This is a genomic window from Aquipseudomonas alcaligenes (assembly GCF_003205495.1).
GTDB lineage: Bacteria > Pseudomonadota > Gammaproteobacteria > Pseudomonadales > Pseudomonadaceae > Aquipseudomonas > Aquipseudomonas alcaligenes_B.
This window is the reverse complement of record NZ_QJRX01000001.1, coordinates 101,969-124,838: the sequence shown is the minus strand read 5'-3', so window position 1 is coordinate 124,838 and position 22,870 is coordinate 101,969. Positions and strand designations below refer to the sequence as shown.

At 70.0% G+C, this 22,870-nt stretch carries 24 protein-coding genes; 15 read left to right on the top strand and 9 right to left on the bottom strand.

Translation table 11 applies throughout. From position 1 onward, the window contains the following. The first annotated feature begins 82 nt into the window (after positions 1–82). The 4 genes from DMO17_RS00565 to DMO17_RS00550 are packed head-to-tail and all read left to right on the top strand — an operon-like array spanning position 83 to position 5,916. Positions 83–1,477, top strand: coding sequence for a TackOD1 domain-containing metal-binding protein (locus DMO17_RS00565; RefSeq protein WP_110680373.1), 1,395 nt, complete (start codon positions 83–85; stop codon positions 1,475–1,477). A gap of 3 nt (positions 1,478–1,480) precedes the next feature. Then, on the top strand, positions 1,481–2,809 hold the full coding sequence (locus DMO17_RS00560) for a glycosyltransferase family 2 protein (RefSeq protein ID WP_110680372.1): 1,329 nt from the start codon (positions 1,481–1,483) through the stop codon (positions 2,807–2,809). Position 2,810: 1 nt separating this feature from the next. Continuing rightward, complete coding sequence (locus DMO17_RS00555; protein WP_110680371.1) at positions 2,811–4,868, top strand: TolC family protein; 2,058 nt, start codon at positions 2,811–2,813, stop codon at positions 4,866–4,868. Positions 4,869–4,875: 7 nt separating this feature from the next. After that, complete coding sequence (locus tag DMO17_RS00550) at positions 4,876–5,916, top strand: efflux RND transporter periplasmic adaptor subunit (RefSeq protein WP_110680370.1); 1,041 nt, start codon at positions 4,876–4,878, stop codon at positions 5,914–5,916. Here DMO17_RS00550 and DMO17_RS00545 read toward each other — a convergent pair. The 6 genes from DMO17_RS00545 to DMO17_RS00520 form a co-directional block, all read right to left on the bottom strand. Further along, positions 5,913–6,896: a hydrolase gene (locus DMO17_RS00545; RefSeq protein WP_110680369.1), complete on the bottom strand. Its 984-nt coding sequence runs from the start codon at positions 6,894–6,896 to the stop codon at positions 5,913–5,915. The two genes, DMO17_RS00550 and DMO17_RS00545, sit on opposite strands and share 4 nt — an antisense overlap. A gap of 82 nt (positions 6,897–6,978) precedes the next feature. Next, positions 6,979–7,215 (bottom strand): hypothetical protein, encoded by a 237-nt coding sequence (locus tag DMO17_RS00540; RefSeq protein ID WP_258371028.1) that lies wholly within the window; start codon positions 7,213–7,215, stop codon positions 6,979–6,981. Position 7,216: 1 nt separating this feature from the next. Next, complete coding sequence (gene rsmD / locus DMO17_RS00535; RefSeq protein ID WP_110680368.1) at positions 7,217–7,804, bottom strand: 16S rRNA (guanine(966)-N(2))-methyltransferase RsmD; 588 nt, start codon at positions 7,802–7,804, stop codon at positions 7,217–7,219. Beyond that, on the bottom strand, positions 7,804–9,282 hold the full coding sequence (locus DMO17_RS00530) for a M16 family metallopeptidase (protein WP_110680367.1): 1,479 nt from the start codon (positions 9,280–9,282) through the stop codon (positions 7,804–7,806). The genes rsmD and DMO17_RS00530 overlap by 1 nt, the downstream gene beginning before the upstream one ends. Next, the gene (locus DMO17_RS00525) at positions 9,279–10,643 is read right to left on the bottom strand and encodes a M16 family metallopeptidase (RefSeq protein WP_110680366.1); all 1,365 of its coding nucleotides are present in this window, start codon (positions 10,641–10,643) and stop codon (positions 9,279–9,281) included. The genes DMO17_RS00530 and DMO17_RS00525 overlap by 4 nt, the downstream gene beginning before the upstream one ends. A gap of 118 nt (positions 10,644–10,761) precedes the next feature. After that, entirely contained in the window at positions 10,762–11,196 is a 435-nt protein-coding gene (locus DMO17_RS00520) for a BLUF domain-containing protein (RefSeq protein ID WP_110680365.1), read from the bottom strand. A gap of 372 nt (positions 11,197–11,568) precedes the next feature. Between DMO17_RS00520 and ftsY the strand changes: the two genes are divergently transcribed. The 6 genes from ftsY to DMO17_RS00490 all read left to right on the top strand — a co-directional run bounded on the left by ftsY (position 11,569) and on the right by DMO17_RS00490 (position 17,024). Next, positions 11,569–12,963, top strand: a complete 1,395-nt coding sequence (ftsY, locus tag DMO17_RS00515; protein ID WP_110680364.1) for a signal recognition particle-docking protein FtsY — start codon at positions 11,569–11,571, stop codon at positions 12,961–12,963. After that, a complete protein-coding gene (gene ftsE / locus DMO17_RS00510) occupies positions 12,960–13,628 on the top strand; it encodes a cell division ATP-binding protein FtsE (RefSeq protein ID WP_110680363.1) in 669 nt (222 codons plus the stop codon). Before ftsY ends, ftsE begins: the two co-directional genes overlap by 4 nt. After that, the gene (gene ftsX, locus DMO17_RS00505) at positions 13,628–14,638 is read left to right on the top strand and encodes a permease-like cell division protein FtsX (protein ID WP_110680362.1); all 1,011 of its coding nucleotides are present in this window, start codon (positions 13,628–13,630) and stop codon (positions 14,636–14,638) included. Before ftsE ends, ftsX begins: the two co-directional genes overlap by 1 nt. 115 nt (positions 14,639–14,753) lie before the next feature. Next, positions 14,754–15,608 carry an RNA polymerase sigma factor RpoH gene (gene rpoH / locus DMO17_RS00500; protein WP_110680361.1) on the top strand — a complete coding sequence of 285 codons (855 nt, stop codon included), beginning with the start codon at positions 14,754–14,756 and terminating at the stop codon, positions 15,606–15,608. Positions 15,609–15,667: 59 nt separating this feature from the next. Then, complete coding sequence (locus tag DMO17_RS00495) at positions 15,668–16,249, top strand: hypothetical protein (protein ID WP_110680360.1); 582 nt, start codon at positions 15,668–15,670, stop codon at positions 16,247–16,249. Between the two features lie 88 nt (positions 16,250–16,337). Then, positions 16,338–17,024 carry a lysoplasmalogenase gene (locus DMO17_RS00490; protein WP_110680359.1) on the top strand — a complete coding sequence of 229 codons (687 nt, stop codon included), beginning with the start codon at positions 16,338–16,340 and terminating at the stop codon, positions 17,022–17,024. Here DMO17_RS00490 and mtgA read toward each other — a convergent pair. After that, positions 16,960–17,703 carry a monofunctional biosynthetic peptidoglycan transglycosylase gene (gene mtgA, locus DMO17_RS00485; RefSeq protein WP_110680358.1) on the bottom strand — a complete coding sequence of 248 codons (744 nt, stop codon included), beginning with the start codon at positions 17,701–17,703 and terminating at the stop codon, positions 16,960–16,962. The two genes, DMO17_RS00490 and mtgA, sit on opposite strands and share 65 nt — an antisense overlap. Before the next feature lie 65 nt (positions 17,704–17,768). On the opposite strand from mtgA, the gene DMO17_RS00480 reads away from it, so the two are divergent. The 5 genes from DMO17_RS00480 to DMO17_RS00460 all read left to right on the top strand — a co-directional run bounded on the left by DMO17_RS00480 (position 17,769) and on the right by DMO17_RS00460 (position 21,469). Further along, positions 17,769–18,146, top strand: a complete 378-nt coding sequence (locus DMO17_RS00480) for a DUF423 domain-containing protein (RefSeq protein WP_110680357.1) — start codon at positions 17,769–17,771, stop codon at positions 18,144–18,146. Between the two features lie 79 nt (positions 18,147–18,225). After that, positions 18,226–18,426 carry a sulfur carrier protein ThiS gene (gene thiS / locus DMO17_RS00475; RefSeq protein WP_076582406.1) on the top strand — a complete coding sequence of 67 codons (201 nt, stop codon included), beginning with the start codon at positions 18,226–18,228 and terminating at the stop codon, positions 18,424–18,426. Between the two features lie 17 nt (positions 18,427–18,443). Beyond that, on the top strand, positions 18,444–19,235 hold the full coding sequence (locus tag DMO17_RS00470; protein ID WP_110680356.1) for a thiazole synthase: 792 nt from the start codon (positions 18,444–18,446) through the stop codon (positions 19,233–19,235). Positions 19,236–19,248: 13 nt separating this feature from the next. Then, on the top strand, positions 19,249–19,968 hold the full coding sequence (gene trmB, locus DMO17_RS00465) for a tRNA (guanosine(46)-N7)-methyltransferase TrmB (protein WP_110680355.1): 720 nt from the start codon (positions 19,249–19,251) through the stop codon (positions 19,966–19,968). A 154-nt stretch (positions 19,969–20,122) separates the two neighbouring features. Then, entirely contained in the window at positions 20,123–21,469 is a 1,347-nt protein-coding gene (locus tag DMO17_RS00460; protein WP_258371022.1) for a DUF1329 domain-containing protein, read from the top strand. Positions 21,470–21,527: 58 nt separating this feature from the next. On the opposite strand, the gene DMO17_RS00455 is transcribed toward DMO17_RS00460, so the two are convergent. Both DMO17_RS00455 and yrfG read right to left on the bottom strand, forming a co-directional pair. Continuing rightward, the gene (locus tag DMO17_RS00455) at positions 21,528–22,001 is read right to left on the bottom strand and encodes a hypothetical protein (protein WP_110680353.1); all 474 of its coding nucleotides are present in this window, start codon (positions 21,999–22,001) and stop codon (positions 21,528–21,530) included. A 150-nt stretch (positions 22,002–22,151) separates the two neighbouring features. Beyond that, the gene (yrfG, locus tag DMO17_RS00450; protein WP_110680352.1) at positions 22,152–22,826 is read right to left on the bottom strand and encodes a GMP/IMP nucleotidase; all 675 of its coding nucleotides are present in this window, start codon (positions 22,824–22,826) and stop codon (positions 22,152–22,154) included. Between the last annotated feature and the right edge of the window lie 44 nt (positions 22,827–22,870).

Here is a 22,870-nt window from a genome sequence, read left to right as displayed (position 1 = left end):
CTCGCGCCAGCGCCGCTGTGCTAGATTTCCGACACAGTCGCGGCGGTTTTCCGCCGCCCTTGTCGATCTACGAGTTGCTGCCATGCCGACCCCTACGCCCCGAGTTGCCGTCCTGGGCACCGCCCACTCGCGTTTCCACGGCCTGGAGCCGGACCGTTTCGCCGACCTGGCCGCTCTCCTTGCGGTGCCCGCCTACGATGTGCTGCTGCTCGACCTGCCGGGCGCCAGCGCCGGCCAGCTGCTGCGCAGCCTGCGCATGGAACAGGCCTACCGCTTCGCCCTGATCTACTGCTGCCAGGACCAGGATGCCTGGTGCGAGGCCCTCGGCGACGGCCGCCCGCCGGCCGATCTGGGCGCCATCACGCCACTGTGGCGGCTGTGGCGCGAGCGCTTCGGCCTGTTCAACCGCGGCGTCGCCCCGGAGCGCTTCGACGCCCGCGTGCTGGCCTGGCTGTGGCTGCGCTCGCGCGGCGACGTGCATGCGCTGCGCGACGCCAGCGTGGCCCAGCACTACCGCTACCCGCTGCTGGAGGCCCTCGGCGACGGCGAGACGGTCAACGACTTCGCCTGGCTGCAGCTGATGCTGCAGCAGGGCTGGCTGGAGGAGGGCGCGCTGATCGACCGCGTGCGCCTGTGCACCGACTGCGGCTCCGGGCGCCTCAACTACGTCGACGTGTGCCCCGAGTGCCAGGCCCTGGACATCTCCCGCCAGCCCTCGCTGCACTGCTTCACCTGCGGCCATGTCGGCCCCCAGGAGCACTTCCTCAAGGACGGCCTGCTGCTCTGTCCGAACTGCCTGAGCCGCCTGCGCCACATCGGCAGCGACTACGACCGGCCGCTGGAGAACTACCGCTGCCGCAGCTGCCAGGCGTTCTTCGTCGACGCCAGCGTCGAGGCGCGCTGCCTGGACTGTGGCCAGGCCCATGCACCGGACAAGCTGCGCGTGCGCGAGGTGCGCCACTTCCGCCTGGCCGAGGCCGGCCGCCTGCGCTGCCGCCAGGGCTTCAACACCAGCCCGGTGGAGAACGACCAGTTCGGCCGCCTCGATCTGCTCTCGCACCGCAGCTTCTACGAGCTGCTCAACTGGCAGCTGCAACTGGTGCGGCGGCACAAGAAACCGCCCTTCGCCCTGCTCGGGGTGCGCTTCGTCAACCTGCTGGAGACCCTCGACCGCCTCGGCGAGATGCGCGGCCATGCCCTGATCGACGGCCTGGTCGAGCGCCTGCAGGAGGCTGTGCGCGAAACCGATCGCTGCTGCCGACTGAACGAGGAGGTGCTCTGGCTGCTCATGCCGCACACCGACGCGGCCGGCCTGGAGGTGGTCAAGAAGCGCCTGGCCAAGGGCGCCGAGCGCCTGGGCGAGAGTGGCGAGACGCGCATCGAGGTGCGCCAGCTCGGTTTCGTCGCTCCGGATGAACTGCTCGACCAGGAGGATGCCGCGCTGCTGCTGGCCCGCCTGGGCGGCCAGCTGGGCTGACCCATGGACGCCGTGCTCCTGCAGTGGCAGCTGCTGCTCACCGAGCTGGGCAAGGCCGACGGCGGCATCCGCCTGCTGGTGAGCCTGCTGCCGGCCTTCCTGCTGCTGGAGGTGCCGCTCAACCTGCTGGTGCTGCTCGGCGTGCTGCGCTGGTTCCTGCGCAAGCCCTTCGAGCTGCCACCGGACAACGGCTACCGGCCGCGGGTGTCCTGCGTGATTACCTGCTACAGCGAAGGGCGCGACGTGCAGAGCACCCTGAGCAGCCTGTGTGAGCAGACCTACCAGGGCGAGATCGAGATGATCCCGGTGGTCGATGGCGCCGCGGTGAACCAGACCACCATGCAGGCGGTGCGCGATTTCCGCGTCGACCGCCAGCTCTACCCGCGCCGCCTGCTGCGGCCGATCGCCAAGTGGCAGCGCGGCGGCCGGGTGTCCTCGCTGAATGCCGGCCTGGCCCACTGCACCGGCGAGATCGTCATGGCCCTGGACGGCGACACCTCGTTCGACAACGACATGGTGGTCAACATCGTCCGCCATTTCGCCGACCCCGACGTGCCGGCCGTGGCCGGCAGCCTGCGCGTGCGCAACTGGAAGGCCTCGCTGACCACCGCCATGCAGGCCCTGGAGTACCTGCTGTCGATCCACATGGCGAAGATCGGCCTGAGCGAGTGGAACCTGGTGAACAACGTCTCCGGCGCCTTCGGCGCCTTCCGCCGCAGCTTCCTGGACAAGGTCGGCGGCTGGGACACCCACACCGCCGAGGACCTCGACATCACCCTGCGCATCAAGAACTACTTCGGCCGCCAGCCCCTGCGCATCCCTTTCGAGCCCACCGCCATCGGCCACACCGACGCGCCGACCACCTTCCGCCAGTTCCTCATGCAGCGTCTGCGCTGGGACGGCGACCTGTACTTCCTGTACATCCGCAAGCACCGCCACAGCTTCAACCCGCGCCTGCTCGGCTGGCCCAACTTCCTCATGACCCTGGTCAGCGGCTTCTTCTTCCAGCTGGTGCTGCCCTTCATCATCTTCGGCTACCTGGTGGTCGGCCTGTTCGTCCTGCCGCTGCCGCACTACCTGGCCCTGGCCGGGCTGATCTACCTGGTCTACCTGGGCGTGACCCTGCTGATGTACCTGGCCATGCTGGCGATGGTCTCCGAGCGGCCGCGCCAGGACCTGCGCCTGCTGCCCATCGTGTTCCTGTTCCCCCTGTTCATGCTGGTGATGCGCTGCTGGAGCGCCGTGGCCATGCTCAACGAGGCCCTGCGCCGCGGCCACGAGGAATCCAGCATGGCGCCCTGGTGGGTGCTGAAGAAGGCCAAGAGGTTCTGAGATGCTGCGTACCCTTTCCCTGATCGGCCTGCTGCTGGCTGCCAGCCTGGCGCGCGGCGAGACGCTGGCGCTGGGCGAACTGCTGGCCGGCCTCGATGACAGCGCCCTGGCGCGGGCCGGGCGCGCCGAGCAGGACGCCCTCGACGCACTCAAGCGCCAGCGCGAGGCCGAGGCCGGCTGGCAGTGGTTCGCCTCCGCCGGCACCGGGCACTACCGCGAGCTGGTCACCGAGGACCTGCGCGACGACTACTACGGCCGCGACCTGGCCCTGGGCCTGCGCCATCCGCTGCTCGGCAGCCTGCACCGGCAGCTGCGCGCGGTCGAGGCGGTCGAACTGGAGCAGCAGCGCCAACGCGCCCGCGACCTGCTGGCGCGCGCCGAGCAGCGCCTGGCGCTGCGCAGCGCCTATGCCGACTGGTGGCGCGCCGAACAGGAGCAGCGCTGGTGCGCCACCCTGCTGCCGGCCGCGCGGGCGGCCCGCGAACGCCTGCAGCGGCGCAGTCAGGAAGGCTGGCTGCTGGCCTCCGAGGCGCGCCAGCAGCAGGGCCAGTGGCAGAGCCTGGAGCGGCGCTGCCAGCAGGCCGCGGCGCTGCTCGAGGAAACCCGCGCCGCCGTGGCCGGCCTGGCCGGGCGCGCGCTCGACGAGCGCCAGCGCCCCACGGCCGAGGCCCTGGCGAGCCGGGTGCTGCCGCTGAGCAGCTGGCAGCGCGCCCTGGACGCCCACCCGCGCCTGCGCGAGCGTCAGGACGAGCTGCGCCAGGCCGAGCGCGAGCGCCAGTCGCCCTGGTACGCCGGGGTCGACTCCAGCCTCAGCCTGGCGCAGAGCTACGAGGACCGCAGCGGCGCGGCCAAGCCGGGCGACGGCCTGGTGGCCAGCCTCAGCCTGTCCGCGCCGCTCGATCCGCTCGGCTACGGCCGTGACCGCGCCCGCGAGCGCGAGGCCCGGCATCAGGCCGCCCAGGCACGCCTGGAGGCCGAGCGCGAACAGCTGCTGCTCGGCCTCGGCCAGGCCCTGCGCGAGCAGCGCAGCGCCATCCAGGCGCTGGCCAGCGCCCGCGAGGAGCTGGCGGTGGCCGAGCAGGCCCTGCGCGAGCAGCGCCTGCGCCGCGACGCCGAACTGGAGCGCGGCGTGCAGGGCGAACTGGCCGCCGAGCTGGAGCAGCAGGCCGCCGGCCTGCGCCTGATCGCCGCCTGGCATGCGGCCTGGCTGCGCGAGGCGGCGCTGCGCCTGTTCGTCGAGGACGACGGTGGCCTGGCCGAACTGCTGGGCGTGACCCGCGAATACTGGAGCCTGGCCAGCACCGCCGGCGACTGGCGCCAGGGCACCTATGTCTGGGACAGCCGCCGCCTGCTGCAGGCCGGCAGCCGCCGCGCCGAGTTGCGCGACCTGCGCCGGGCCGGCATGCAGCGCCTCTACCTGGGCCTGTCCGCTGCCCAGGTGGCGGACATCCCGCTGCTGCGCCAGCGCCTCCAGAGCAGCCTCGACGAGGCCCATGCCCAGGGCCTGGAAGTGGCCCTGCTGCTGGGCGATCCGGCCTGGCTGGAGCCGGCCGGGCGCCAGGGTCTGCTCGACCTGCTCGGCCAGCTGCAGGGCCTGCCGTTCGATGCCCTGCACCTCGACCTCGAGGTCGAGCAGCTGGGCTGGCCTGTGCCGGACAGCCGCCTGCAGGACTGGCTCGACACCCTGGCCGCGGTGGCCAGCCTCAATCCCTGGCCACTGGAGTTGTCCAGCCACCACCGCTGGTTCGCCGCGCCACAGGCGGGGCAGACCTGCGTGCCCTGCGCCCTGCCACAGCGCGGCGTGCAGCAGGTCAGCCTGATGATCTATACGCGCAACGCCGAACGCAGCGCCGAGCTGGCCGAGCAGATCGCCCAGCGCTGGCCGGCCCTGCGCTTCCGCCTGGCGCAGAGCGTCGAGCCGCAGCTGTCGGCCGAAGAGAGCTGGGCCGGCGTGCCGGCGCGCCAGCTGCAGCAACAGGTCGAGCGCTGGCGCGTGCGCTTGCAGCCGGTGGGAGTCACCGGCATCGACTGGCAGGATTGGACCCACTACCCGCATTGAGCCCTTCATGAAGATCCGTTTCAGCAGCCCGAAAGAACAGCAGCCGACCCGCGAGCAGGGCCTCAAGGTGCTCTACGCACCAGGCAAGCGCCTGGCCTTCAAGCTGCGCTGGTACCTGATCTTGCTGGCCGTCACCAGTCCGCTGCTGTGGCTGGTCGGGCGCGCCCTGCTGAGCGTCTGGCTGATCGAGGCGCCGGCCCAGCTGCTGTTGCCCGCCAGCGAGCTGCGTGCCCGCGAGCCCGGCCAGGTGCGGCAGATCCTGGTGCGCCCCGGCGAACGGGTGGCGGCCGGGCAGCCGCTGCTGGAACTGGACAACCCGGAGTGGCGCGCGCGCCTGGCCCTGCTGGCCGAGCCGGCACAGCCCGTGGCCGCCGCCACGGCGCAGCAGAGCGCCCTGCTGCAGCGCGAGCGCGACACCCTGCTGCGCCTGCAGGACAGCACGGCGCAGCGCCTGACCCAGTTGCAGGCCCTGCGTGCCGCCGGCGCGGCGACCCGCGGCGAGGAGCAGGCCGCGCGCGACGAACTCGACCGCCGGCGCCTTGACCTGCTGCAGTTCGACCAGCGCCTGGCCGTGCAGGCCCCGCAGGATGGCGCCCTGCAGCAGCGCGAGCTGGAACGTGCCTGGCTGCTGGCACGGCTGCAGGGCCTGAGCCTGCGCGCGGTGGAGGCGGGCGTGGTCAGCGAGGTGCTGGTGGCCGAGGGCGAGAACGTCGGCCCCGGCACCCTGCTGCTGCGCCAGCAGCGCCCGGACGCCGTCCAGCTGTGGATCTACCTCGATCCGCGCCACGCCGAGTATGCGCTGCCCGGCCAGCGCCTGAGCCTGCTGCTGCCCGACGGCAGCCGGCTGCCGGCCGAGGTGGTACGCCAGGTGGAGGACAGCATCGCGGTGCCGGCCGAGCTGCAGCCGGCGTTCAGCGCGCCGAGCCGCCACCTGCGCCTGCAGGCGCGCATCCTCGGCGAGCTGCCGCCGCGCTGGCGTGTCGATCGCCTCGGCCTGGTCGCGCGTTTCCCGCACCGCTGGGGCTGGCTCGACGCCTGGGCCGATTAGCGCCCGTCGGCGAGCCAGGCGGGGATGCGCCGCTCCAGGTAGAACTCCGGCTGGCGCAGCGAGCCGCCGATAAAGCCGACGTGCCCGCCCTGCTGGTGCAGCTCCAGGCGGGTGCTGGTCGACAGCTCGTGGGCCGGTGGCACGCTGTGGGCGAAGACGAAGGGGTCGTCGCTGGACTGGATGATCAGGGTGCGGGTGCGGATGCGCTCCAGGTAGAAGCGGCTGGAGGCGCGCCGGTAGTAGTCGTCGGCGTCGGCATAGCCGTGCAGCGGCGCGGTGAAGCGGCCGTCGAAGTCCCAGAAAGTGCGCATGCCCTGCAGCGGGCCGAGCTGCTGCAGCGCCGCCAGGCGCTCGTGGTGGCCCTCGGTGCTGAAGCGCTGCTGCTTGTCGCGCACGTAGGCGACCAGCTGGCGCATGAAATGCGCCTGGTAGACCTTGGAGAAGCCGCGGTCGATGCGCTCGGCACAGTGATCCAGGCGGAACGGCACCGACACCGCCACCGCCGCCTGCAGGCCGGAGTCCTCACCGCTCTCGCCGAGGTACTTGAGCAGCACGTTGCCGCCCAGCGAGTAGCCCACCGCGTACAGCGGCGCCAGTGGCCGCTGCGCCTGCAGGTGGCGCACCACGCTGACCACGTCCTCGCTGACCCCGGAGTGGTAGCCGCGCGGCAGCAGGTTGGGCTCGCCGGAGCAGCCACGCCAGTTCAGCGCCACGCTGGCCCAGCCGCGCGCGGCCAGCTGCTGTTGCAGGCCGAGCACGTAGTGCGAGGCGGACGAGCCGGTCAGCCCGTGCAGCACCAGGACCAGCGGCGCCTCGGCTTCGTGCGGGCCGTGCCAGTCGAGGTCGAGGAAGTCGCCGTCGTCCAGCCACAGGCGCTCGCGCTGGCGCTGCAGGCGCGGCGGGGTGCGGCACAGGGCGCCGAACAGGGTCTGCAGGTGCGGGCCGGGTAGCCACCAGGCGGGTTGGAAGTCGTCGTGCATGGAGGTTGCAGTCGTGCCGAAAGTCTCAGGCTAGGGCCTACGCCGGCAAAGCGGAAGCACCATTGGCCGGACGAATGCCCGCTCAGCGGCGCTGGCCGAGCCAAAGACGACGCAGGCTGTAGATCAGCACTAGCAGGGCAATCGCCCGCTGCGTCGCCAGGCCCAGGGTCAGGCCCGCCGAGGGCTCCTGGATGCGCCGGGACAGGCTCAGGCCGATTTCCTGCTCGGCCAGCAGCAGGGCCAGCGCCAGCGGGGCCAGGAGCAGGTAGAGCAGGTTGTCGTAGATGAAGTCGCGCAGCGGCGAGGGGCGGCGGGCCATCTCAGCCGCGCTGCCACAGCGAGTAGTAGACCTGCCCGGCCTGCTTCTCGCGGTGCAGGCGCCAGTTGCCCGGCAGGCCCAGGGCCGAGGGCGCGGCCTCGCTCTCGCAGTAGATCCAGGCCCGCGGGGCCAGCCAGCCGCGCTCCTCCAGCAGGGTGCAGGCCGGGGCCAGCAGGTTCTGGTGGAAGGGCGGGTCGAGGAACACCAGGTCGAAGGGGGTCGCCACCTGGCTTTCCAGGTAGCGCAGGGCGTCGACCTGCTGCACCTGGCCGGCCGTGCACCCCAGGCTGCCCAGGTGGCCGCGCAGGGCCGCCACCGACTGCGGGTTGAGGTCCAGGCCGAGGGCGCTGGCGGCGCCGCGCGACAGCGACTCCAGCAGCATGGCGCCGCTGCCGGCGAAGCAGTCGAGCACGCGGGCGCCCTCGACATAGGGCATCAGCCAGTTGAATACCGTCTCGCGCACCCGGTCCGGGGTCGGGCGCAGGCCCGGGCCCTCGGGGAAGGCGAAGCGCCGCGAGCGCCATTGCCCGGCGATGATGCGCAGCTGGCCGCTGCCGCCGTGCTTGGGTGTGGGGCTGGGCTTGCGCATCAGTGCTCCGGCGGGCCGGCGGGGCGCTCGGCTGGTTTGGCGGTGGGCGGCGGCAGCGGCTGCTGCGCGACCGTAGGGCCGGCGGTGACGATCACCAGCTTGTTCACGTCCAGGTGCCTGGCCATGGCGGCCCTGACCTGCTCGACGCCGAGGGCCTGGGTCTCGGCCATGAAATCGTCCAGGTAGGTCAGCGGCAGGTCGTAGAAGCCCATGGCGCCGAGCTGACCGACGATGTCGGCGTTGCTCGCGGTGGTCAGCGGGAAGCTGCCGAGCATCTCGCGCTTGGCGTCGTCCAGTTCCTTCTGGGTCGGGCCCTGGGCGATGAACTCGCGCAGGATGTCCTGCACCAGCTGCAGGGTGCCCTGGCTCAGCTCGGCGCGGGTCTGCAGGTTGATCATGAACGGGCCGCGCGCCTGCATGGCGCTGAAGCCGGAGTACACGCCGTAGGTCAGCCCGCGTTTCTCGCGCACCTCCTCCATCAGGCGGGTGCCGAAGCCGCCGCCGCCGAGGATCTGGTTGCCCAGCATCAGCGCGGCATAGTCCGGCGCGCGGCGGTCGATGCCGAGCTGGGCCAGCAGCAGGTGGGTCTGCTTGGACGGGAACTCGATATGGCTGGGGCCGGCCGTGGGTTCCTCGGGCTGGGCGATGCGCGGCAGCGCCGGGCCCTTGGGCAGGGCGGCGGAGACCTGCGCGGCGATGGCTTCGGCCTCGGCGCGCGAGAGGTCGCCGACCAGGGCGATCACCGCATTGCCGGCGGCGTAGGCCCTGGCATGGAAGGCGCGCAGCTGGGTGCTGCCGATTGCCGGGATGGAGCGCTCGGTGCCTTCGCTGGGGTGGGCGTAGGGATGGTCGTCGTAGAGCCGCTCGAACAGCTGCAGCGAGGCCAGCTTGCCGGGGTTCTGCTTCTGGTACTCGAAGCCGGCCAGCAGCTGGTTCTTGATCCGCGCCAGCGAGTCCTCGGGGAAGGTCGGCTGGCCGACCACCTGTGCGAACAGCTGCAGCGCCGGCTCGCGCTGGGCCGGCGCGCTGAGGCTGCGCAGGCTGGCGATGGCCATGTCGCGGTAGGCGCCGTTGCCGAACTGGGCGCCCAGGTTCTCGAAGCCCTCGGCGATGGCGCTGACGTCCTTGCCGGCCACGCCCTCGTTGAGCATGGCGTTGGTCAGGGTGGCCAGGCCGGGCGCGCCGCCATCCTGGCTGCTGCCGGCGGCGAAGGTCAGGCGCAGGTCGAACATCGGCAGCTGGCGCGCCTCGACGAACAGCACCTTGGCGCCCTCGGCGGTCTGCCACTGCTGGATCTCCAGGGTGCGCCTGCTCGGCGCCTGGCCGTTGAGGGCGGCCAGGGATTGCAGCTGGGCCGCGGGCTCGGTGGCGGGCGCCGGCGCCTGGGCGCTGCGGCTGGCGATCAGAGCGAGCAGGCCGATCAGCAGGACCAGGCCGAGGCCGAGCAGGCCGTAACGCAGGCCGTTGCGCTCGTTCATGGCTGTACTCCTTGTTGGGCTTGCTCGGGCAGGATATGCGCGACCGCCAGGCGCGAGCGGGTGAAGTAGGTGCGCGCGGCCTGCTGGATATCGGCCGGGGTCACGGCCTCCAGGGCGGCGAGATCCTGGTCCATCAGGGTCCAGGACAGGCCGACGGTCTCCAGCGAGCCGATGGTGGTGGCCTGGCTGGTGATCGAGTCGCGCTCGTAGACCAGCGCGGCGATCACCTGGGCGCGCACCCGCGCCAGCTCCTCGGCGCTGGGCGGGTTCTGTTTGAGGTCCTCCAGCTGGCGCCACAGGCCGGCCTCGGCCTGCTCCAGGGTCACGCCCTTCTGCACGTTGGGGGTGGCGGAGAGCAGGAACAGGCTGTCGCCACGCTGGAAGGCGTCGTAGCCGGCCGAGGCGCCGGACACCAGTTCCTCGCCGCGCTCCAGGCGCGCCGGCAGGCGCGCGCTGTAGCCGCCGTCGAGCAGCGCGGCGATCAGGCGCAGGGCATGCACCTGGCGGGCCTCCTTGGCGGTGGCCAGGCCGGGCACGTTGAAGCCCATCAGCAGGCTCGGCAGCTGGGTCTTGAGGTGCAGGGTGAGGCGTCGCTCGCCGGGCTCGGCCAGCTCGCGCGGCGCCTTGGCCGGCGGCACGTCGCGGCGCGGGATGGCGCCGAAGTACTGCTGGGCCAGGCCCTGCACCTCGTCGCGGGTGACGTCGCCGACCACCACCAGGGTGGCGTTGTTCGGCGCGTACCAGGCCTGGTACCAGTGGCGCAGTTCCTCGACGGTCATGCGTTCGAGGTCGGCCATCCAGCCGATGGTCGGGGTGTGGTAGCCGCTGGCCGGGTAGGCCAGGGCCTTGAAGCGTTCGTAGGCCAGCGAGGTCGGCTTGTCGTCGGTGCGCAGGCGGCGCTCCTCCTTGATCACCTCGATCTCGCGGGCGAACTCGTCGGCCGGCAGGCGCAGGCTGGCCAGGCGGTCGGCCTCCAGCTCGAAGGCCACGGCCAGGCGGTCGCGCGACAGCACCTGGTAGTAGGCGGTGTAGTCGTCGCTGGTGAAGGCGTTTTCCTCGGCGCCGAGTTCGCGCAGGATGCGCGAGGCCTCGCCGGGACCGAGCTTGCGGCTGCCCTTGAACATCATGTGCTCGAGGGCGTGGGACAGGCCGGTCTGGCCGGGCGTCTCGTAGCTGGAGCCGACCTTGTACCAGAGCTGGGAGACCACCACGGGGGCGCGGTGGTCCTCGCGGACGATGACCTTGAGGCCGTTGTCCAGCTGGAATTCATGGGTGGCCTGGGGTTCGGCGGCGATGGCCGCCAGGGGCAGGCAAAGCAGATTCAGAGCCGCGCCGAGGACACGGCGGACAGTGACATTCATGGATGATCAGTCCTGTTTGGTAGCCCGGGCGACGAGTCCACCCGTTGGCGATGGGGCGTCAGGATACCCCATCCGGGCCACGAGGCCGCGATGCGCATCGCAGCCTCCGGTGCGGGCGCTACTCGATGGCGGGCGGGTTGATGGCGCTGATGCCGGCCTCCAGCTCCTGCAGCAGGCCGGCGATCTGCAGGGCGCTCATGCTGAACGGGTCGAAGCGGTCGCTGCAGGAATACTTGAGGAACAGCTCGCGATTGGCCTGCTTGGCGCCGGCCCAGCCCATGCTCCAGCCGGCATAGCGGCGGGCGCTGATCTCGGCGTAGTCGAGCACGGTGAGGTCCTTGTGGCGCTGATCGTGAGCCAGGCTGTTGTACAGCTCGTTCACCGCGGCCCGTGGTCCCTCGAGTACCTGCAGGAAGGTGTCCGCATTGCAGCAGAGGATGCCTGTCAGGCCGCGACGGGGGTTGTTGCGTTGCGAAACTTCGAGAATTTCGCGGATCAGCTGTGAAGAGACGCCATTCAGTGCGCGGCTGGCATAGGTAAGGCGAACGAGCATATCTACAACCTCGCAGTGTTCGGGGGCGGTACGGTGGTCCATGATGCTTGAGTTGTACAATTTTCTTGTACAAAAATCACGACTGCATTTTTCCTGTACTGGTTTTCTCGCCTCAGTCATCCCGCCCACCGCCTTGCGCTGGCATTCTCGGCGTCGCCGCCCGGGCGACTCAGCTAACGCTGCGCGGGGCGCGCCTAAAGTGATAAAGTCGCCTGCCCAGATTCGTGTCGTGCCAGCTCCGCTTCGTTCCGGTACAGCTGTCGGCCTGCAGCGAAAGGTTGCGCCAGGCACGGTGACCCAGAGTGAGCCCGGCAAGGCTCATGGCTAGCTATTTCGGGGCGGGCCTCAGGCCGGCCTCCTTTGAGATGACTCATGTTCGGTTCCCAAGACGACAAGCCCTCGCCCGAACAACCCGGCGAGAAGAAATCCCTGTTCGGCTGGCTGCGCAAGAAGCCGCAGGACAGCGCGGCAGCGCCCGAGCAGGCCCCGCCTGCGCCCGTGGCAGAGGCGGCCGCTGCCCCTGCGGAGCCGGTTGCCGCGCCTGTGCCTGCGGCGCTCGAAGTCGCCCCCGCTGAGGTGCCTGCGGCGCCGGCCGTGGCCGAACCCGCAGCGGTGGTGCCGCCCGTCGCACCCGCGCCAGCCGCCATCGAGCCTGCCGCCAGTGCCCAGGCGCCCGCCGCGGCGGATGAGGCGGCGCGCCCGGCCTTCTCGCGCTTTCGCCTCAACGTCGGCAGCGAAGTCACCCACCCGGTTCATGAGCAGCCCGCGCAGCCCGAGCCGCAGCCCGAGCCGGTGGCCGCGCCGCAGGTCGAGCAGAGCAAGCCCGGCGACAACCAGGGCGGCTGGTTTGCCCGCCTCAAGCAGGGCCTGTCGAAGACCAGCGCCAGCCTGGGCGAGGGCATGGCCAGCCTGTTCCTCGGCAAGAAGGCGATCGACGACGACCTGCTCGAGGAACTGGAGACCCGCCTGCTCACCGCCGACGTCGGCGTCGAGGCCACCGGCGCCATCATCGGCAGCCTGACCAAGCGCGTGGCGCGCAAGGAGCTGGCCGACAGCGGCGCGCTGTACAAGGCCCTGCAGGAAGAGCTGGGTGCCCTGCTCAAGCCGGTCGAGCAGCCGCTGCTGATCAATGCCGAGAAGCAGCCCTACGTGATCCTGGTGGTCGGCGTGAACGGCGTCGGCAAGACCACCACCATCGGCAAGCTGGCCAAGAAGCTGCAGGGCGAGGGCAAGAAGGTCATGCTCGCCGCCGGCGACACCTTCCGCGCCGCCGCCGTCGAGCAGCTGCAGGTGTGGGGCGAGCGCAACCAGATCGCGGTGATCGCCCAGCACACCGGCGCCGACTCCGCCTCGGTGATCTTCGACGCGGTGCAGGCCGCCAAGGCGCGCGGCATCGACGTGCTGATCGCCGACACGGCCGGGCGCCTGCACACCAAGGACAACCTGATGGAGGAGCTGAAGAAGGTCCGTCGGGTCATCGGCAAGCTGGACGAGAGCGCGCCGCACGAGGTGCTGCTGGTGCTGGACGCCGGCACCGGGCAGAACGCGATCAACCAGACCAAGCAGTTCAACCAGGCCGTGGCCCTCAGCGGCCTGGCCCTGACCAAGCTTGACGGCACCGCCAAGGGCGGGGTGATCTTCGCCCTGGCCAAGCAGTTCGGCCTGCCGATCCGCTACATCGGCGTCGGCGAAGGCATCGACGATCTGCGCACCTTCGTCGCCGAGGATTTCGTCCAGGCACTCTTTGCAGAGAAGGAACAGGGATGATTCGATTCGAGCAGGTCGGCAAGCGGTATCCCAACGGCCATGTCGGGTTGCACGAACTGAGTTTCCGCGTGCGCCGCGGCGAGTTCCTCTTCGTCACCGGCCACTCCGGAGCCGGCAAGTCGACCCTGCTGCGCCTGCTGCTGGCGATGGAGCGGCCGAGCAGCGGCAAGCTGCTGCTGGCCGGCCAGGACCTGGCGCAGATCACCAATGCGCAGATTCCCTTCCTGCGCCGGCAGATCGGCGTGGTGTTCCAGAACCACCAGCTGCTGTTCGACCGCTCGGTGTTCGACAACGTCGCCCTGCCGCTGCAGATCCTCGGCCTGTCCAAGCCGGACATCGCCAAGCGGGTCGGCGCGGCACTGGAGCGCGTGTCGCTGTCCGACAAGGCCGAGCAGTTCCCGGCCGACCTGTCCACCGGCCAGCAGCAGCGCGTCGGCATCGCCCGCGCGGTGGTGCACCGCCCGGCCCTGCTGCTGGCGGACGAACCCACCGGCAACCTCGACCCGCGCCTGGCCGCGGAGATCATGGGGGTGTTCGAGGACATCAACCGCCTCGGCACCACGGTCCTGATCGCCAGCCACGACCTGGCCCTGATCGCGCGCATGCGCCACCGCATGCTGACCTTGCAACGCGGCCGACTGATCGGCGACGGGGAGGCCGGCTGATGAGCGACAACCAGCGCAATATCAAGGCCGCCGAACGGGTCGGCGCCGTACAGAGCAAGGCCGACAAGCCGATCAAGGAAGGCCCGGGCTTCTCCGCCCTGTTCGCCGCCTGGGTCGAGAGCCACCGCGCCAGCTTGGTCGACAGCCTCGGGCGCCTGGTGCGCCAGCCGATCGGCAGCTTCTTCACCTGCCTGGTGATGGCCGTGGCGCTGTCGCTGCCGATGGGCCTGGCCCTGCTGCTGGACAACGTCGAGCGCCTCGGTGGCTCCTGGCAGAAGGCCGCGCAGATTTCCCTCTACCTGCAGGTGGAGGCCGGCGACGACGCCGGTCTGCAGCTGCGCGACGAGATCGCCGCCATGGCCGACGTGGCCGAGGCCGAGTTCATCGGCCGCGAGGCCGGCCTGGCGGCGTTCGAGCAGCAGTCCGGGCTCGGCCAGGCGCTGCGCGAGCTGCCGGAGAACCCGCTGCCCGCGGTGGTGGTGGTGACGCCCAAGGAGATCGACAAGGCTGCCCTCGAGGCCCTGCGCCAGCGCCTGGCCGAGCTGCCCGGGGTCGACCAGGCGCAGCTCGACCTGCAGTGGGTGGAGCGCCTGACCGCCATCCTCGGCCTGGGCGACCGCTTCGTCTTCGGCCTGACCCTGCTGCTGGTGCTGGCCCTGCTGCTGGTGATCGGCAACACCATCCGCCTGCACATCGAGAACCGCCGCAGCGAGATCGAGGTGATCAAGCTGGTCGGCGGCACCGACGGCTACGTGCGCCGCCCCTTCCTCTATATGGGCGCGCTCTACGGTTTCGGCGCCGGCCTGCTGGCCTGGGGCCTGCTGGCCTTCGGCCTGGACTGGCTGAACGATGCGGTGGTGCGCCTGGCCGGCCTCTACGGCAGCGATTTCGCCCTGGGCGGGGTGCCGGTCGCCGATGGTCTGTCGCTGCTGTTGGGCGCGCTGTTCCTCGGCTATATTGGCGCCTGGCTGGCGGTGGCGCGGCACCTGAGCGAGCTCGCGCCACGCTAGCAATTCGTTGATTCTGATCAATTTCTGAGCAACTGTAAGGGAACTTTTCCACAGGTTCCCCGCTCAGAATCGGCAGTGCTAGACTGCACCCGCCTTGTAATACCGGAGGTTTTTGATGACCACTGCCCTGCAACCTGTCCATGCCCTAGTCCCAGGCGCCAACCTGGAGGCCTACGTGCATGCGGTGAACAGCATCCCGCTGCTGACCGCCGAGCAGGAGCGCGAGCTGGCCGAGAGTCTCTACTACGAGCAGGACCTGGAAGCCGCGCGCCAGATGGTGCTGGCCCACCTGCGCTTCGTCGTGCACATCGCCCGTAGCTATGCCGGCTATGGCCTGTCCCAGGCCGACCTGATCCAGGAAGGCAACGTCGGTCTGATGAAGGCGGTCAAGCGCTTCAACCCGGAAATGGGCGTGCGCCTGGTGTCCTTCGCCGTGCACTGGATCAAGGCCGAGATCCACGAGTTCATCCTGCGCAACTGGCGTATCGTCAAGGTCGCCACCACCAAGGCGCAGCGCAAGCTGTTCTTCAACCTGCGCAGCCAGAAGAAGCGTCTGGCCTGGCTGAGCAACGACGAAGTGCATGCCGTGGCCGAGAGCCTGGGCGTGGAGCCGCGCGAAGTGCGCGAGATGGAGAGCCGTCTGTCCGGCCAGGACATGGCCTTCGATCCGGCCGCCGAGGATGACGACGAGAGTGCTTTCAAGTCGCCGGCCCACTACCTGGAAGACCACCGCTACGACCCGGCGCGCCAGCTCGAGGACGCCGACTGGAGCGACAGCTCCAGCGCCAGCCTGCACGAGGCTCTGGAGAGCCTGGACGAGCGCAGCCGCGACATTCTCTACCAGCGCTGGCTGGCCGAGGAGAAGGCCACCCTGCACGACCTGGCCGCCAAGTACAACGTCTCCGCCGAGCGCATCCGCCAGCTGGAGAAGAACGCCATGAACAAGCTGAAAGGCTCGATCCAGGCGTAAGCACCACCACCCCGAGAAGCCGCACCCTGGTGCGGCTTTTTTCTGCCCGGAGTATTGCCTTGAGCCGCCGTCCCCCCGCCCTGCTGTTCACCATAGTGGCCCTGGCCAGCTGCCTGCTCGGCTACTGGCTGCTGACCCCGCGCGCGGACAGGAGCGAGCCCCTGGCGTGGATGCAGCAGTGGGATGCCGAAGTGTTCCAGCCCCTGCTGGCGGAGCGCCTGAGCGTCGCCCAGCTCGGTCGGCAGCTGTCCGCCACCGAGCTGTGGCTGCAGCCGGGGCCGCGCCTGCTGCTGCGTGGCGAGCTGGACGGCTGGCAGGTGGAGGGCGATCTGGCGCTGAGCGAGGCGCAGCGTGTCAGCCTGGTCGAGGCCAGTGGCATCGGTGCGGATGCGGCGGAGCAGCCGCAGTCCGCGCAGTTGCTGGAACAGCTGGCCGATCGGCCCATCGCGGCTGTCGACCTGCGGCCCCGCCAGGCCGTGCCGGCCGCGCGCCTGAGCGCCAGCCTGGGCGCGCCGCGCCTGCGCCTGCAGTTGCAGGATGGCGAGGCCTGGGTCTACCCGCAGCAGGGGCTGACCGCCCACCTGCAGGACGACCTGGTGCTGGCGCTGCGCGCTGTGCCCAAGCGCTTGCTGCAGCACTGACGCCTGCGGCCCCCGTGGCTGGCGCGTGGCGACTGGCGGACAGGGCGGCGCCGCGACAGGATCGGGCCTCCACCCGCGGGAGTCCGACATGACCAGCCATCCCTACCGCCTCTATGCCCTGGCCATTGCCCTCGGCCTGCTCTACCTGCTGTTGCTGCCGCTCAAGCCCTATCCGCTGGGCTGGCTGCTCAAGCCGCTGCCCATGCTGATCTTCGCCGTGCTGGCCTGGCGTGCCTTTCCGGGGGCGGCCGGGCGCTGGCTGGCGCTGGGCTACCTGGGCGCGGCGGCGGGCGACTTCTTCCTCGACTTCGGCGAGCGCGACGGCCTGTTCCTCCAGGCCCTGCTGGCCTTCCTGCTCAACCAGCTGGCCTTCAGCGTCGCCTTCGTCCTGCTTGGCCGCGGCCGACCGCTGTGGCGCTGGCGCGGCCTGCCGGTGCTGCTCTACGCGCTGGCGATGGCGGCCTGGATGCTGCCGGCGGCCGGTGCCCTGCAGGTTCCGGTGGCGATCTACCTGGGTTGCCTGCTGGCCATGGCCCTGCTGGCCGGCCGCCTGGAGCCGCGCCCCGGGCCGCTGTGGCTGGGCGCCATGCTGTTCGTGGTGGCGGACTCGCTGATCGGGCTGAATAAGTTCGTCCAGCCCTTCCCGTATGCGGTCGAGGTGATAGTGAGCTGCTACTTCAGCGGCCAGGCGCTGATCGCCTGGGGCCTGCTCAGGGCTTCGGCAGCCAGTCCGGCCACCACTGCGCCAGCGGCAGCGGCCCGGACAGCTGGTTGAGGTAGTGGCTGCCACCGAGCTGCTGGCTCTGCCGGCGGATCCAGTTGGCCCGGCGCTGCACGCGCGGGCCCGGGCGGCTGGCGCTCCAGGCGCGCGGGTTGGGCAGCACGGCGGCCAGCAGGCTGGCCTGCTGGCGCGACAGGTAGGGCGCACCGACCCCGAAGTGATGGCGCGCGGCGGCCTCGGCGCCGAACACGCCGTCGCCCCATTCCACGCTATTGAGGTACACCTCGAGGATGCGCTGCTTCGGCCAGAGCAGCTCGATCAACCCGGTGAACCAGGCCTCCAGCGCCTTGCGCGGCCAGCTGCGGCCGGACCAGAGGAACAGGTTCTTGGCCACCTGCTGGCTGATGGTGCTGGCGCCGCGCAGGTTGCCGCCGCCCGCATTGTGCGCCAGGGCCTGGCGGATGGCGGCGACGTCGAAGCCCCAGTGCTCGGCGAACTTCTGGTCCTCGGCGGCGATCACCGCGATCTTCAGGTCATCCGGCAGCTCGCGCCAGGGGCGCCAGCTGCGTTGCAGGTCGATCGGCTCACCGTCGATCCAGGACTGCACCTTGCGTTCGACCATCAGCGCCGTGCCGGGCGGGTCGATCCAGCGCAGCGCCAGTACCAGCAGGGCGCTGGTGGCGGCGAACCACAGCAGCAGTTTGGTCAGGCGACGGAGCAGGGTGCGCAGCATGGCTTGGCCCGGTAGGAAGAGCGGGCCATTATAGCGGCCGCATCGACGCAGTTCGGAAATCCATCATGTTGCGAGTCTTTCTCCTGCTGGCGGCCCTGGCCGGCTTCACCGGCGTGGCGCTGGGCGCCTTCGCCGCCCATGGCTTGAAAGGGCAGCTCAGTGCCGAGTATCTGGCGGTGTTCCAGACCGGCGTGCACTACCAGCTGATCCACGCCCTGGCCCTGTTCGGCGTGGCGCTGCTGGCCGAGCGCCTGCCCGGAGGCCTGGTCAAGGCCGCCGGCACCCTGTTCGCCGTCGGCATCCTGTTGTTCTCCTGCAGCCTCTATGCCCTGACCCTGAGCGGCCTGGGCAAGCTCGGCATGATCACCCCACTGGGTGGGGTGTGCTTCCTCGCCGGCTGGCTGTGCCTGGGCCTGGTCGCGCTGCGGGGCGGGCGGGCCTGACCGATGGTACGCGCGTACCTTGGTCGATCCGGTCGATCGGGCTAGAATGCCGACCCTTTCATGATCTGACCGCCCAGCCATGCACATCCAGTTGAACGGCCAACCCTTCGAGCTGCCCGACGGCGCCACCGTCGCCGACCTGCTCGTGCGCCTGGATGCAGCGGGCAAGCGGGTGGCGGTCGAGCTCAACCTGGACATAGTGCCGCGCAGCCAGCACGGCGCCACCGTCCTGCACGACGGCGACCAGCTGGAAGTCGTCCACGCCATCGGCGGCGGCTAGTCGCCCGAGGAACTGCCATGAGCGCCATCATCGACAAGCCCTTCACCCTCGCCGGCCGCACCTACGAGTCGCGCCTGCTGGTGGGCACCGGCAAGTACAAGGACCTCGAAGAGACCCGCCTGGCCATCGAGGCCTCGGGTGCCGAGATCGTCACCGTGGCCGTGCGCCGGACCAACATCGGGCAGAACCCGGGCGAGCCGAACCTGCTCGACGTGATCTCGCCGGACAAGTACACCATCCTGCCCAACACCGCCGGCTGCTACACCGCCGAGGAAGCGGTGCGCACCTGCCGCCTGGCGCGCGAGCTGCTCGACGGCCACAAGTTGGTCAAGCTGGAAGTGCTGGCCGACCAGAAGACCCTGTTCCCCAACGTGATCGAGACCCTCAAGGCCGCCGAAGTGCTGGTCAAGGAAGGCTTCGACGTGATGGTGTACACCAGCGACGACCCGATCATCGCCCGCCAGCTGGCGGCCATGGGCTGCATCGCGGTGATGCCGTTGGCCGGCCTGATCGGCACCGGCTTAGGGATCTGCAACCCCTACAACCTGCGCATCATCCTCGAAGAGGCGAGCGTGCCGGTGCTGGTCGATGCCGGCGTGGGCACCGCTTCCGACGCCACCATCGCCATGGAGCTGGGCTGCGAGGCGGTGCTGATGAACAGCGCCATCGCCCACGCCCAGGACCCGATCCTGATGGGCGCGGCGATGAAGCACGCGATCATCGCCGGACGCATGGCCTACCTGGCCGGGCGCATGCCGAAGAAACTCTACGCGAGCGCCTCGTCGCCGCTGGATGGCCTGATCAAGTAAGCAAGAGAATTCCATGAGCGACGACATTCAGCAGGCCGGCGAAGGCGCGGCCCAGCGGCCCCTGCGCACCATCAAGAGCTTCGTCATGCGCGCCGGGCGCATGACCGAGGGCCAGCAGCGCGGCCTGGAGCAGGGCTGGCCGAAGTTCGGCCTGGAGCTGGCCGACGGCCTGCGCGACTTCGACCAGGTATTCGGCCGCAGCGCGCCGCGCACCTTCGAGATCGGCTTCGGCATGGGCCATGCCACCCTGGAGATGGCCGCCGCGGCCCCCGAGCAGGACTTCATCGGCGTGGAAGTGCACAAGCCGGGCGTCGGCGCCCTGCTCAACGGCATGCTCACGCAGAACCTCAGCAACATCCGCGTGTACAGCTGCGACGCCTTGGAAGTGCTGCGCGACTGCGTCGCCGATGCCAGCCTCAATCGCGTCCTGCTGTTCTTCCCCGATCCCTGGCACAAGGCCCGTCACCACAAGCGCCGCATCGTCCAGCCGGCCTTCGCCGAGCTGGTGCGCAGCAAGCTGAAGATCGGCGGAGTGCTGCACATGGCCACCGATTGGCAGCCATACGCGGAACATATGTTGGAGGTCATGTCCGCGGCGCCCGGCTACCATAACCTGGCCGGCGCTGCCGGTTACGTGGAGCGCCCCAGCGAGCGCCCGGTGACCAAGTTCGAGAAGCGCGGCGAGCGCCTCGGCCACGGCGTCTGGGACCTCAAGTTCCAGCGCGATCAATAGCTCATGCAGGGCCTCGCAGGGAGCGGGGCCGACACGACCGGGACCACTCGGCGCCAGGATGGCAGACCTCACCCAACGGCAATCGACGAGCGCGGCCTACACTGGTCGTACGAATAAGAACAGCGGCGTCTGCGTACGCCGCGAGGAGAACGCTGTGCTGAGAACCATTGCAGTCCTGTCTTTGGCTGCCGCTGTCACCCTGCCGGCGCATGCCCGGGTCGACGCGGCCCAGGCCGCGCGCCTGGGACAAGATCTGACGCCGCTGGGCGGCGAGCGCGCCGGCAATGCCGCCGGCACCATTCCGCCCTGGGAAGGTGGCCTGGCCACCCCGCCGGCCAACTACCAGCCGGGTATGCACCACCCCGACCCCTACGTCGCCGACCAGGAGCTGTACCGCGTCAGCCAGGCCAACATGGCGCAGTACAAGGCCCTGCTGAGTCCGGGCTACCAGCGCATGCTGGAGCTGCACCCGGACTATTACCTGCGCGTGCTGCCGACCCGGCGCAGCGCCGCCTCGCCGCAGCGCATCTATGACGCCACCCGCTACAACGCCACCAACGCCAGCCTGATTGCCGGTGGCAACGGCATCGAGGGCACCGCGGCCGGCATCCCCTTCCCGATTCCGCAGAGCGGCCAGGAAGCGATCTGGAACCACATCACCCGCTACCGCGGCGAGCAGACCCGCATGGTGACCAACCATGCGGCGGTGCTGCAGGGCGGCGACTACGTGCTGGTCAAGCGCGAGCGCGACATCCTGTTCATCTACGGTCGCGAGGGCATGACCCCGGCCGACCTGGACAACACCCTGTTCTTCTACAAGTACGTGGTCACCGCGCCGAGCAAGCTGGCCGGCTCCGCCCTGGTGGTGCAGGAAACCCTCGACCAGGTGCTGGCGATCCGCAAGGCCTGGCGCTTCAGCCGTGGCGAGCGCCGCGTGCGCCGCCTGCCGATGCTGGCCTACGAGGCCATGCAGCCGGACACCAACGGCATGGCCACCGCCGACGTGGTGGACGCCTACAACGGGGCGCCGGACCGTTACGAGTGGACCCTGGTGGGCAAGCAGGAAATGCTGATGCCATACAACAGCTATGCGGTGCACCAGAAGGGCATTCCCTACGAGCAGATCCTGCAGAAGAAGCACGTCAATCCCGAGCTGCTGCGCCACGAGCTGCATCGCGTCTGGGTGGTCGATGCCAACCTGCGCAAGGGCCACAGCCACCCCTATGGCAAGCGTCGCTTCTACATCGATGAGGACAGCTGGCAGATTCTCGCCGTCGACCTCTACGACCGCGACGGCCAGCTGATCGGCCTGCAGGAAGCCCATCCGATCAGCTACTACGAGGTGCCGATGTTCCTCAGCACCCTGGAGACCATCTACGACTTCAAGGGTAACCGCTACTTCGTCGACGGCCTGGACAACAACGAGCCGATGTACGACTTCAATGTGCAGTTGAAGAAGAGCGACTTCACCGCCGCCGCCCTGCGCCGCGAAGGTATCTGATTCGGCTGTTTCAGCGCCTCGCAAAACACAAGGCCCGCATCATGCGGGCCTTGTCGTTTCAGTGGTGCTTCTTGTGCCACTTGTGCTTCTTGTGGCCGAGGGCACGGCCGGGGTGCCCGTCGTGGTCGTGGTAGTAATAACCGCCATCCCGGTAGCGACGCCCGTCATGGTCGTCGTCATCGCCGCCGTAGGCGTTGCCCAGCGCGCCACCGGCGCCGCCGCCGACCGCCGCACCGATCACGCCGCCGGTGCTGCCGCCGATCTTGCTGCCGATCACCTGGCCACCGGCCGCGCCGATGCCGCCGCCGATGGCCGCCTCGGTGCGGCTGCCCTTGTCGGCGCCCACCGCGCTGCCGGCCGCGCCGCCGACACCGGCACCGATGGTGGCGCCGGTGCTGCCGCCGATCTGCTCGCCGACCACGGTGCCCAGGGCGCCGCCCAGGGCGCCGCCGACGCCGGCCGAGGTGTTGCCGGCCAGAGCGCTGCCGCTGGCCAGGCCGAGGGTGAGCAGGAGCAGGGAGGAATACTTCATTTAACGATGGCTCTCCGTTGGTGGATGGCGCACATGCTGCCAGTGCCGCTTCGCCGGGCAAGCATGAGATCGTCAGGCTGCGAGAGGGTTCACGACTTGCGCAAAAGCTGGCGCAGCCGACGAACCGCGCGGGGTGGCGATGGTCGGCGATCAGGCCGGGGCGGCCAGTTGCGCGCTGAGCTGGCGGTAGTCCTCGACGGCGGCGAACTCCTCGGTGTCCTTGTCCGGCGCGCGGCTGTCCGGCTGGCGCACCGCCAGCAGGTGGGCGACGCCGTAGCGCCCGGCGCTGCGCAGGATCGGCAGGCTGTCGTCGATGAACAGGCTGCGGGCCGGTTCGAAGGGGCAGTCCTGCTGCAGGGCGAACCAGAACTGCTGGTCCTCCTTGGGGAAACCATAGTCGTGGGAGCTGATCAGGCGGTCGAAGTAGGGCGCCAGCTCGACCCGCTCCAGCTTCAGCGACAGCGAGTCGCGATGCGCGTTGGTGATCAGCACCACACGCTTGCCGGCGGCGCGCAGGGTCTGGAGGAAGACATCGGCATCCGGGCGCAGGGCGATCAGGTGCGCCACCTCGCGCTTGAGCTCGCGTACCGAGAGGTTCAGCTCGCGGCTCCAGAAATCCGTGCAGTACCAGGTCAGCTTGCCGGCGTGTTCGCGGAACAGCGGCAGCAGCTCGGCCTCGGCGGCCGCGCGGCTGATCCCGTGCAGCTCGGCGTAGCGCTGCGGCAGGTGCTGCAGCCAGAAATGGTTGTCGAAATGCAGGTCGAGCAGGGTGCCGTCCATGTCGAGCAGGACGGTATCGATTTCGCTCCAGGGCAGCTGAGGCATGGCAAAGTCCGGAAACAGACGCAGTGGAAGAATCCCGCGCGGGG